This window comes from Mycobacterium sp., assembly GCF_049673265.1.
Classification (GTDB): domain Bacteria; phylum Actinomycetota; class Actinomycetes; order Mycobacteriales; family Mycobacteriaceae; genus Mycobacterium.
This window is the reverse complement of the sequence record NZ_JBATXN010000434.1, coordinates 1-12,080: the sequence shown is the minus strand read 5'-3', so window position 1 is coordinate 12,080 and position 12,080 is coordinate 1. Positions and strand designations below refer to the sequence as shown.

Genomic DNA, 12,080 nt, shown 5'->3' with positions numbered 1-12,080 from the left:
GGCGCTAAGCGGGCGGCTAACGTGGGATGCCAGTAAAGCTCAGGCGTCAACGATTTCTGATCCTGCGGACCGCCAGTACGACCGTCAACGCCGCGATCCCAGCCAGCGAAACCGCAACTGCAGGCTTCTTGACGAACCCGATCACCCGGGCTTTGGCGTCGTCGGCCAGTCGGCGGGGGTTGGCCCGCTCGGCCAGTGAGTCGACGGTCGACGCGAGCTGGTCGCGGGCCTGGTCGATCTCCTGCTTGATGGTGTCAGGATCCCGCTCCGCCACTCTCGTCCTCCCTGTCGTCGCGCACCAGGCCGGGCTCGGTCTAGGTTGGTGCCTGCCGACCTACCCTAGATCAGCCGGCGCCGACGCAGGCGTGCCGGTGAACAGAAAGGCACCTTCCGTGACCGACACCGCACGCCTCGCGCCGGGCGACAAAGCGCCCGCCTTCACTCTGCCTGACGCCGATGGAAAGAAGGTGTCGCTGGCCGACTACAAGGGCCGCCGGGTCATCGTCTACTTCTACCCGGCGGCGTCAACCCCTGGCTGCACCAAACAGGCCTGCGCCTTTCGCGACAGCCTGGCCGAGCTCAACGGCGCCGGCCTCGACGTCGTCGCCATCTCCCCCGACAAGCCGGAAAAGCTGGCCAAATTCCGTGACGCTGAAGGCCTGACGTTTCCGCTGCTGTCCGATCCCGACCGCAGGGTGCTGACGGCCTGGGGCGCCTACGGCGAAAAGCAAATGTACGGCAGGACCGTGCAGGGGGTGATCCGTTCCACTTTTGTGGTCGACGAGAAGGGCAAGATCGCCGTCGCGCAGTACAACGTCAGGGCTGCACATACGACATCAAAGATCAAGCAAATTCTCGACCAAGTCGGGAACTAGCAAGGACACCCACCTGCCGCACCCCGACCCACAACCGGGGATCGAATTCGCTTATGCGCCAAATGAACCAAAGATCACGCCTTGGTCCGCCGCGCCTCCGGAAATTTGGGCTTCTCGTCTTCGAAGCATGCGAAGAGCTCCCATTCGCCCGGCAGGCCCTTAAGACTGTGCGTACCGCGGGGCTGAAACACAAAACCAACGTTGCCCGCTAGTGCTCGCGTCGTCGTCGACACCAGAATCTCGTCGGCTGCCGCCGCGCTGAGGATCCGCGCCGCTTCATGTACGGCGACGCCGCGCACGTCACTCCCCACTACTTCCACTTCTCCGACGTGTACGGACGCCCGGATCTGCAGACCCTCTCGTGCAGCCGCCCGGGCCACCGCTGCCGCGCAGCGCAAGGCGGCGGCTGGCCCATCGAAGGTCGCAAGCAGGCCGTCTCCGGTCGTGTTGACCTCGTGGCCATGGTGGCGTTCCAACGCCACCCGCGTCGCCTCGTAGTGTGCGGAGAGCACATCTCGCCAGGCCACGTCTCCGAGTCGTTTTGCCATCATCGTAGATTCAACGAGATCGGTGAACAGCAGTGTGACCAGCGCCCGGTTGCGTATGCCGAAATGACGGAATCCCGCGAACGCCCGCAACCCGGACCACTCGATCTGGACGCATGGCTCGTCCCCGACGGTGTATCCGTCATGACCGGGCGGGATCTCAAATACATCGTCCGGTCCAAACTGAAGCGTGGTGCCGTCGCGCATCACGACTTCGAATCGGCCGGACAACACGATGCCCACGTGCCGAGCCTCGCACCACTCTCCGCCAACATGTGGACGCACGTCGCTGGACCACCGCCAGCCTGGCTGCGTCACGATCCGTCCTATGGTCAGGTCACCGACGTCGACCTGCTGGACCTTGATCCCTGGGAACTCGAGTGTCTCGTCCGGGCTCATCAGGCTCTTAGCTCGGACCTCGCCCATGCAGGCATTTTCATGCATGGCCGCGCAGACGGTCAATCACCACGCTCAAGGCGATCGGTCTAAGCCAGGTTGGCCAGCAGCAGCGCCTCGGCGGTCGCGGCCCGTTCCAGCACACCGAGGTGCAAGCTCTCGTTGATGCTGTGCGCTTGCGTCGCTGGGTCCTCCACGCCGGTTACCAGGATGGCCGCCTGCGGGAACGCGGCCGCGAACTCGGCAATGAACGGGATCGACCCGCCCATCCCCATCTCGACCGGCTCGGTTCCCCAGGCTTGCCGGAACGCCGCGCGAGCGGCGTCATAGACCGGGCCCCTGGCGTCGACGGCGAAGGGTTGGCCGATGTCGCCGGGCGTCACCGTCACGTGGGCGCCCCACGGGGCATGGCGTTCGAGATGGCCGCGCAACGCATCCAGATGCGCAGCCGCGTCGCCGCCGGGAGCTACCCGCATGCTGACCTTGGCGCGAGCACGCGGAATCAGCGTGTTCGACGATGCGGCAATGGATGTGGTGTCGATGCCGATGACGGTGATCGCTGACTTGGCCCACAGTCGCTGCGGCACCGAGCCGGAACCGATTTCGGTCACTCCGTCCAGCAAGCCCGACTCCGCACGCACCCGCTCGGCAGGGTAATCCACTGCGGCGGCGGTGCTTTCGTGCAAGCCGGCCACTGCGACATTGCCGTCGTCGTCGTGCAGGCTGGCCAACAAGCGAACCAGTACCGATAGCGCATCCGGAACCACACCACCCCACAGACCGGAGTGCAGGCCGTGGTCGAGGGTGGCGACCTCGACCACGCAGTCGGCCAGCCCGCGCAGCGACACCGTCAGCGCGGGAACCTCTGTGCTCCAGTTGTCCGAATCGGCGATGACAATCACGTCGGCGGCCAACACGTCACGATGCGCAGCCAGCAGACGGCCCAGCGAGGGCGACCCGGACTCCTCCTCACCCTCGACGAACACCGTCACCCCGACCGGAGGTTGCCCGGCGTGCGCCCGGAACGCCGCCAAATGCGTTGCGATACCGGCCTTGTCGTCGGCGCTGCCGCGTCCGTAGAGCCGGCCGTCGCGTTCGGTTGGCTCGAACGGCGGTGACGTCCACTGCGCGGGATCGCCTTCGGGTTGCACATCGTGGTGGGCGTACAGCAGCACCGTGGGCGCTCCCGGCGGCGCCGGATGCCGGGCGATGACGGCGGGTGCACCGCCCTCGCTGACGATCTGCACATCGTCAAAACCAGCCTGCGACAACAGGTCCGCCGTGGCTTGAGCGCTGCGGTCGACCTGGTCGCGACGAGCAGGATCGGCCCCGACCGATTCGATGCGTATCAGCGCCTCTAGATCACCGCGCACCGATGGCAGAACCTCGCGGACGCGTTCGACGAGATCGCTCATGATCTCGAGGCTAGCCTGTTCTCGGATAACGCCGAGAACGACGCCAGCACCATAACGGGGCAAGAAACCCGCGCTAGCGTAGATCTCGACCGTCGGCGCGCTAAGGCTAGGGCAACTCCAGGATGGCCACCGCGGCCGCGGTGTCCCCTTCGTGGGTCAGCGACACATGGATCGTCACGTCGGCCAAATGCTTGGCGATGGCTCCAGTTAGCCGGACCCGTGGTCGTCCCCACATGTCGGTCACCACCTCGATGTCGCGGTGGATATCTTCACGAAGCACAGGCCGCTGCGAGAACCGCGACCCGGACCAGGCCTTGATCACCGCTTCTTTGGCCGCCCAGCGCGCCGCCAGGTGCCGCGCCGCCGACGAGCTCTTGTCGGAGGCGTCGCGCCGCTCACCCGGGGTGAATGTTTCGGCGAAGACGGTTCCGGGTTGGTCGACCTGCTCGGCGAACTCAGTGATGGAGACAAGGTCGATCCCCACGCCGACAATGCTCATTGATTGTGAACCTATCGGATGCTCACTGACGGTAAACGTCCCCGTCGCCCAGCCGCGCTTCCGCATCGAGCAACATCGCCGCTTCCTGCCGTTTCTCGGACAGCTCGTGGTCAAAACGACGGTCCGCGGGCCGCTCGTACATCGGACGGCCGCCGGCTATCGCCGAAGCCAGCCTGCGCTGACCGGCCAGCAGCCGGGCATCGGCCCGTCGCTGGTAGTCGGCGCGCTGACCGGGATCCAGTGCGGCCAGGAATGCCTGCGGGTGCACCAACGCGACCAAGCCGGACACGTGGCCGAACCCGAGGCTGGTCACCAGACCGGCCTTCAGCGGGATCTTGCCGCCCAACCGCAACGTGTCGCGTATCCAGACGAAGTGCGCCGAACCGGCGAGTTCTTCGTCGACGCAGTCCAGGCTGCGGTTCGGCGGAATCACCCCGTCGCGCAGGATCTGGCACAGCCCCATCATCTGGAAGACCGCCGCGCCGCCCTTGGCGTGGCCGGTCAGGCTCTTCTGCGACACGATGAACAACGGTGCGCCCGGCGAGCGGCCGAGCGAATCGGCCAGCCGCTCATGCAGTTCGGTCTCGTTGGGGTCGTTGGCCAACGTCGAGGTGTCGTGTTTGGAGATCACCGCGACGTCGTCGGCCTCGACACCCAACTTGGCCAGCGAGCGGGCCAACGGAGAACCCTTGCCGCCGCGGCCGGCGCCCAGCGCACCGAGGCCCGGGGCCGGGATCGACGTGTGCACACCGTCACCGAACGACTGCGCGTAGGCCACTACAGCCAACACCGGCAATCCCATCTTGACCGCCAGGTCCCCGCGGGCCAGCAAGATGGTGCCGCCGCCCTGGGCTTCGAGGAAGCCCAACCGGCGCCGGTCGTTGGGCCGGGAGAACTTCGAGTCCGCGATGCCCCTGTCGCGCATCATTTTGGTGTCGGCGGTTGCGGCCATGTCACCGAAACCGATGATGGCTTCCAGCGTCAGGTCGTCGAAACCGCCCGTGACCACTAGCTCGGCCTTACCGAGGCGGATCTTGTCGACGCCCTCCTCGACTGAGACCGCTGCGGTCGCGCATGCACCGACCGGGTGGATCATCGCGCCGTAGCTTCCTACGTAGCTCTGAATGACGTGTGCGGCAACGACGTTGGGCAGAACTTCCTGCAGGATGTCGTTGGGCTTGCTGCGGCCCAGCAGGTTGCCGTGATACATCGTCTGCATCGACGTCATCCCGCCCATGCCGGTGCCCTGAGTGCTGGCCACCAGTCCCGGGTGTACCCATCGCATCAGCTCGGTCGGAGTGAAACCCGATGACAGGAATGCGTCGACGGTGGCGACTATGTTCCACAGCGCCACGCGGTCGATCGAGTTGGCCATGTCCTGGCTGATGCCGAACACGGTGGGGTCGAACCCGGTGGGGATCTGCGCGCCGACGGTGCGCGACAGCTTCGTCTTGCGCGGAACGCGAATCTCGGTGCCCGCCTTGCGGGTAACCTGCCAGTCGCTGGAATCGGGCACCGGCCGGACCACCGTGTGCTCGGGGTCGAACTGCGCGAACCCGCGCGCGTCGGCCTCCGAGGAGACGACGAATGTGAAGTCCCTGTCCAGGAATACGCTCACCAGCACCGGCGAGGCGTGATCGGGGTCGATTGCGCCGTCGTCGACGAACTCACGGATCCCGACACGCTCCACCACGGCGTCGTGGTAGCGCTCGACCAGCTCCGCCTCGTCGATCAGATCGCCGGATTCGGTGTCATACCAACCGGGTTGGGGGTCGTCTTCCCATTTGATCAGCCCGGTGGTCCAAGCCAACTCGAGCACACCGGCGGCCGACAGTTCGTTGTCGACCTCCATCTCGAAGCGGGTACGCGACGAACCGTACGGGCCGAGTTCGGCGCCACCGACGATGACCACCAAATCCGCCGGATCGACATCGAGGTCGTCCCATTCCGGCGGCGGGGCCGGCGTGTAGCCACGCGGCGGCGACGGCAGCGCGGCGATCGTGCCGTCGACGTCGGCGTCCTCGTCGCCGTCATCCACGGCCTTGGTCGATTGGTCCTCGCGTGCCTTGGCGGCCAGTTCAGCCATGTCCAGCTCGACATCGCCGAGCCCGCCGGTCAGGTCCACCTTCATCGGCGCGTAGGCCGCGGCCGCCTTGGACTCGATGTCGCAGAGGCCGAGCAGCATGCCGGCCATTTCATCAGTGGAATACGTTGTGACACCGGCTTCTTCGACGGCAGCGACAATCGCATCATTGTGGCCCATTAGCCCGGTGCCGCGGGTCCAGCCGATCAGCGCGTGCGCAAGGCTGACGCGTTGCGCCCACGACGACTCGGCTTGCCAACGGGTCACCACGGCGTCCAGCGCCGACTTGGCTTCACCGTAGGCGCCGTCGCCGCCGAACATCCCGCGGTTAGGCGAGCCGGGCAACACCACGTGCAGCCGCGAGGCGATGTCGCGCTCGGCGCCGATTCTGGACAAGCCGCCGATCAGCCGCTGCACCGCCCACAGCAACACCTTCATTTCCATCTCCGAGCGCGAACCGGCCTCGGTCAAGTCGCCCGCCACGCGAGGTGCTGCGAACGGGAACAACAGTGTCGGGGTCTGCGCGTCTTTGATGTGAATAGATTGCGGGCCAAGGCTTTCGCTCTGCTCCGTACCGATCCATTCGGCCAGGGCATCGATGTCGGAGTACGACGCCATGTTGGCCGCCACCACCCACAGGGTCGCGCCGTAGCGGGCGTGATCGCGGTACAACGCCCGGTAGAAGCCCAACCGTTCTTCGTCGAGCTTGGATGTCGTCGCGATGACGGTGGCACCGCCGTCGAGCAGCCGTCCGACCACCGACGCAGCGATCGAGCCCTTGGACGCGCCGGTCACCACCGCGAATTCGTCGCTGTAGCGGCCGTTGTCCGGGTTCTCCGCGCCCGCAGCGATCCGGCCGTACAGCGAGGCGTGGATCTGACGCCCGGCCGCAAGTGCCTTGCCCTGCCACCAGGTCGCCTGGGTCGCCACGACGTGGCCGGCGCCCTCAAACCGCTCGGACAGCCGGGCCCATTCGGCGTTGGCCTCGTCGTCGTCGATCAGCCAGAGCTTGACCAAGTCTTCGCGGGCGCTAGCCCAACGGTCGTCGAACACGACGGCCTTCTTGCCGTCGAACACCGGTGCCACCAATCGTGGCCAGTCCGAGCCCAATTCGGCGGTGATCAGGTCGATCAGATCGGCGTCGGTCGCAGCCGGCGGCACCGTGACCGGGTCGTCCAACCCCAGCTGACCCAGCACCAGCCGGGCCGCCGATGCGAGCACGCCGTCGCGGCCGGTGATCTGCTCAGTGAACTCGCCCAGCGCCGCGGCGTCGACGGTCGCTCCGCCACCGCCGCCGGTCGACGGGAGCGCAACCGCAATTCCGCGGCGTGTGGCCACCGCAGCCACCGCGGCGTCGATGACCTTGTCGACGGTAGCGGCGTCGGCCAGAGCACCCTCATGCAGGTTGCCCATGGCGCCGCCGCGAACGCTGGTGCCTTCGCGGGTCCCGAGCGCGACCTCGACTGTCACGTGCTTGACCCAGCCATCGCCGAGCTCCCAGGTCTTCTTCACCCGCTCGGCAATGGCAGCGGGCCGCTTGCCCGACGGACCCAGCACCGTGCGCAGCTGGTCGTTGACCGCATCGGAAAGTACTGGCCCATAAGGCTTATACGTGCGCGCCAGCTTGGTGACCTGCGAGCGCAGGCCAGCGAGGTCTGCCTCGGCGGCGCCGTCGATGGCGCCGAGGTTCAGCTCGGAACCCAAGTCGACCAACAATTGGTTACGCCGCGACGATGCGCCGTCGGTGATCGACTCGATGGAGTCCAGCTCCTCGATCTGGTCGATGCGCATCTTGGCCGAGAGCGCGATCAGCGCCAGGGTGGCATCGGCCGCGTCGAAACCAATGTCATCCGGTCTCGGAGCACCGGACGGAGCTGTGGCGGGAGCCGCAGCGAGGGCTGGCGCGGCATCGGCGCTTGGTGCATCCTCCGCCGCGACCGCGGCGGAATCATCTGACTCCTCCTCGTCTTCCGGCTCGGGGTCGGTATCGGTGGCGAACAGCACCGCGGCGTCGCGCTCGGCATTGAGCACTTCCACTGTGCTGTGGGCATATTCGGGCAGCTTCAGGGTGTTGGTGGCCAGTCCGCTCACCGTCGGCGACGACTTCACGCCGATCTCGACGAAGCGCTCCACACCCAGGCCACCCGCGGCCTCTTCGGTGAACAGCAGGTCCTGGGTTTCGATCCAGCGCACCGGGCTGGCGAACTGCCAGGCCAGTAGCTCGATGATCAGCGTGCGTGCCAAGTCGAACGGGCGCTCGTCACGCCAGTAGTCGTAGTTTTCGAGGATCTCGTCCAGCGGCTCGGCCGGCACCAAATCCCGGATCTCCTGGATAAAGTCGCGGTCCAGGCTGAACGGCCGCGGCACTAGGTTCGGGATGTAGCGCCCGATGATCACCTCAGGGTCTTTGCCCCGCGGCATCGCCCGCTCCAGGGAGCGACGGAATTCGGCGACACCCACCCGCAGCACCTCGGAGTGGAACGGCACGTCGATACCGGGCACCAAGATGAATGACCGCTTGCCACCAGAGATTTCGCGGCGGCGCTCCACCTCGGCCTCGAGCTCTTCCAGACCACGAACTGTGCCGGCGATCGCGTACTGCGAACCACGCAGGTTGAAGTTGACGATCTGCAAAAACTCCCCGGCGCGCTGCGAGATCTCCTCGATAAAGGCCGGGACATCGGCGTCGTCGAGATTGATTTGCGACGGGCGGATTGCGGCCAGCCGGTAGTTGGAACGGCCCAGCTCGTCGCGCGGCACGATGTCGTGCATGTTTGACCCACGCTGAAATACCGTCTCCAGCAACGCTTCCAGCCCGTAGACGTCGCTCACGCAGGCCAGCGCCGTGTACTCGCCAACCGAATGGCCGCAGGCGATCGCGTCCTCAACGAAAGCACCCTGCTCACGCATCTCGGCGACCTGCGCCGCGGCCACCGTCGCCATCGCAACCTGGGTGAACTGGGTCAAATACAGCACGCCCTCGGGGTGTTGGTAGTGCACGCCGCTGGCGATCAGGCTGGTCGGGTTGTCGCGCACCACGTGCAAGATCGAGAAGCCCAACGTTTGGCGGGTGTACTTGTCCGCGTCGTCCCACACCTTGCGGGCGGCCTTTGAGCGGGCCCGGACTTCCATGCCCATGCCCTTGTGCTGGATGCCCTGACCGGGGAACGCATAGACGGTTTTGGGCGAAGCCAGTCGTGCCGTCGCCGACATCACCAGATCCGAACCGACGCGGGCCGCGACCTCCAAAACCTCTGCACCCTGGTCGATTCCGACCCGATCGACGCGGAAGTCAACCTCGTCTCCGGGTAGGACCATACCCAGGAAGCGGGCCGTCCAGCCGACCAGTCGAGCCGGAGGCCGGGCTTGGCCGTCGGTGGCGGTCACCACGTGTTGGGCCGCTGCCGACAACCACATTCCGTGCACGATCGGCGATTCCAGACCGGCAAGCAGTGCAGCGGACCGATCGGTGTGAATTGGGTTGTGGTCGCCGGACACCACCGCGAAGGGGCGCATGTCGACCGGTGCGGGCAGCGTGACGTCCCGTCGGCGACGCCGCGGGGTGTCGGTGGCGTTTTCGGAGACGGCGCCACCGGCCCGCAGCGGGTCGGTCAGTTCGGCAGCACCGGTGCGGCCGCGGATTGCGAACCGCTCCTCAAGGGTGGCGAGCACCGTGCGGTCAGCGTCGGCGACGGTCACCGAGATCGGAACCACTCGACCGATGTCGGTGTCGGTGGCCACCGAAGCGGTTGCGGTGATGGTTAATTCGGCCGGCAACTTCGGCAGCGCGCTGAGCAGGTGCGCGGCGTGGTCCAGGTGCACCAAGCTCAGCAAGCCTTCGACAACCGGGACGCCGGCTGCGGTGACCGCGGAGCCGACGGCTGCGAAGACCGCGGGCCAGCAACGTCCGACCAGCGCGTCGGGCACGGTGGTCAGGGTCGGTGCCAGCGGTTCGCCGAAGATGGCGGTGACGCCGGTGTGGTCGGCCACCCGCTCGGGGTCCCACCCCACGGTGATCGTGGCTGTCCCGTTGTGTACCCGGGGCAGCACGTCCGGACCGTCGGCGCCGGCGGCGATGGCCAGCACCGAGCGCATCGCTTCGATGGCGTCCTTGGGGCGGACGACCGGAATGCCGCCGTCAATCGTGCTGGCGGGCAAGCTGAATCGGATGTCGATCCAGGTGCCCGCGATCGGCACGCTCAACACAACCTGGTCGTCCCCGTCTGTTTTAACGACCTGCAGCCTCGCGCCGGTGGATGAATGGGTGGCTCGTGGCTCGTGTGGATCCTCGGATCCGCTGATATCACCGTGAACCTGCCATTCGCCAGGGTCGGCGATGCGGTGCACCGGGTTGGTGGCAACGCGGCCGGCCCACAGTACGTCCGGCGCGTCCAGCACCACGGCCAGCGGCCCATGCACATCGATGCGGCCCTGACGGCGCGCAGTCGCCGGTGTGGGCTGCGCCCCGGCGTGCAGCACCTCGTCGATCGCGGCTTGTTCGAAGCGGTCCAGCAATTCGCCGACCGGCTCGTCCATCCGGGTGATACCGGCGACCGCGGCGGTGCCGGGAATGATGCACACGTGGTCGGCCTCGTAGCGCGCGTCGTGGGCTTGCCACAGCGAGTCGCTGCGCCACCAGCGCCGGACGTCTTTGTCGATGACCGGTACGAAGTTGACCGGCTTGCCCAGCGTCTTGCACAGCGTGACGAAGAACGGCACGTCGGCCGGATGCAGTTGCACGGTCTCGGCGTCGGGGTAGCGAGTCAGCAAGGCGGCGATCGCCTCACCGGGGTTCTCCAGCAATGCGGCGTCGCCATATGAGGTCTCGATCGGACCGTGGTCCTGCGGGTGCAGCCGCGCCTCGGCACGTTGCAGCATCTGCTCGAACCGGTCGCGCCAGGTGTCGGCCAGCCAGGGGCTGCCGGGTGCGGCGGTGTCGGCGGTGCTGTCGCCCTCGCCGATGGTCAGCTCGACATAACGCTGCAGCCATTGCAGGTAGGTCATCTCAGCGACGTCGCCGAAGTACGGCTTGGCGGTGACGGCCATCGCCGCGATGATCTCGTCGCGGCGCTCGGCGACAGCCTCCGCGTCTCCGGCGACCTCGTCGAGCAGACGCCCGCAACGCGAAGCGGAGTTGTCGATCTCGTGGATGTCGGCGCCGAGCTGACTGCGGCTGGAAGCCATGCCGCCCTGAGCTTTTCCGGCGCTGATCCAGTGGTCGGTGCCCTGCGTTTCGACCAGCATCCGCTTGACCGACGGCGAGGTGGTGGATTCCAGCGTCGCCATCGCCGCGGTGCCGACGAGGATGCCGTCGACGGGCATCAACGGGAAGCCGTAGGACTCGGCCCAGCGCCCGGACAGGTATTCGGCCGCCCGCTCGGGGGTGCCGATGCCACCGCCGACGCAGACGGTGATGTTGGGCCGCGACCGCAACTCCGAGTAGGTGGCCAGCAGCAGATCGTCGAGGTCTTCCCAGGAGTGGTGGCCGCCCGCGCGGCCGCCCTCGATGTGCATGATGACCGGCTTGGTCGGCACCTCCGTGGCGATGCGGATGACCGAACGGATCTGCTCGACGGTGCCTGGTTTGAACACCACGTGGCTGATCCCGGTCTCGTTGAGTTCGTCGATCAGCTCGACGGCCTCTTCGAGCTCGGGAATGCCTGCACTGACGATCAGGCCGTCGATCGGCGCACCGGACTGGCGGGCCTTCTGTACCAATCGTTTTCCGCCGACCTGCAGCTTCCACAGATACGGGTCGAGGAACAGCGCGTTGAACTGGTAGGTCCGGCCGGGTTCAAGCAGCCGGGACAGCTCTTCTATGCGGTCGGTGAAGATCGGTTCGGTGACCTGCCCGCCGCCGGCGAGCTCGGCCCAGTGCCCGGCGTTGGCTGCGGCAGCGACGATCTTGGCGTCGACGGTGGTCGGGGTCATGCCCGCCAGCAGGATCGGCGACCGGCCGGTCAGCCGGGTGAACTTCGTCGAGAGTTTGACTCTGCCGTCGGGCAGGCTGATTACCGACGGGGCGTAGCTCGACCACGGACGGGCCACCTCGGGTACGGCGCCGATCGTGAACAGGTTGCGTTGACCGCCGCGGGTCGCCGCGGGCACGATGCCAATGCCGAGGCCACGGATCACCGGTGCGGTCAGCCGAGTGAGGATGTCGCTTGGTCCCAAATCGAGAATCCAGCGGGCACCCGCCTCGTGGACCTTGACGACCTCGTCCACCCAGTCGACCGGCCGCACCAAAATGGCCTCGGCGAGTGCGCG

General features: G+C 66.8%; 6 protein-coding genes. 1 reads left to right on the top strand and 5 read right to left on the bottom strand.

The features are described 5' to 3' along the window. Positions 1-46: 46 nt before the first annotated feature. Positions 47-274, bottom strand: coding sequence for a DUF3618 domain-containing protein (locus WBF82_RS15150; protein ID WP_424383814.1), 228 nt, complete (start codon positions 272-274; stop codon positions 47-49). 118 nt (positions 275-392) lie between these two features. Here WBF82_RS15150 and bcp point away from each other — a divergent pair, with 118 nt between their 5' ends. Next, entirely contained in the window at positions 393-875 is a 483-nt protein-coding gene (gene bcp, locus WBF82_RS15145; RefSeq protein ID WP_424383813.1) for a thioredoxin-dependent thiol peroxidase, read from the top strand. 74 nt (positions 876-949) lie between these two features. On the opposite strand, the gene WBF82_RS15140 is transcribed toward bcp, so the two are convergent. From WBF82_RS15140 to WBF82_RS15125, 4 genes are all read right to left on the bottom strand, one after another. After that, positions 950-1,846, bottom strand: a complete 897-nt coding sequence (locus tag WBF82_RS15140) for an adenylate/guanylate cyclase domain-containing protein (protein WP_424383812.1) — start codon at positions 1,844-1,846, stop codon at positions 950-952. Between the two features lie 59 nt (positions 1,847-1,905). Next, the gene (locus WBF82_RS15135) at positions 1,906-3,231 is read right to left on the bottom strand and encodes a dipeptidase (RefSeq protein WP_424383811.1); all 1,326 of its coding nucleotides are present in this window, start codon (positions 3,229-3,231) and stop codon (positions 1,906-1,908) included. Between the two features lie 106 nt (positions 3,232-3,337). Further along, the gene (locus tag WBF82_RS15130; protein ID WP_424383810.1) at positions 3,338-3,730 is read right to left on the bottom strand and encodes a holo-ACP synthase; all 393 of its coding nucleotides are present in this window, start codon (positions 3,728-3,730) and stop codon (positions 3,338-3,340) included. A 22-nt stretch (positions 3,731-3,752) separates the two neighbouring features. Then, the coding region (locus WBF82_RS15125; RefSeq protein ID WP_424383809.1) for a fatty acid synthase subunit beta domain-containing protein at positions 3,753-12,080 on the bottom strand (8,328 nt) is incomplete at its 5' end.

Excerpts from the sequence above, each read along its gene's own strand:
- WBF82_RS15140 (WP_424383812.1), bottom strand. The coding sequence starts at position 1,846 with ATGGGCGAGGTCCGAGCTAAGAGCCTGATGAGCCCGGACGAGACACTC.
- WBF82_RS15135 (WP_424383811.1), bottom strand. The coding sequence starts at position 3,231 with ATGAGCGATCTCGTCGAACGCGTCCGCGAGGTTCTGCCATCGGTGCGC.
- WBF82_RS15130 (WP_424383810.1), bottom strand. The coding sequence starts at position 3,730 with ATGAGCATTGTCGGCGTGGGGATCGACCTTGTCTCCATCACTGAGTTC.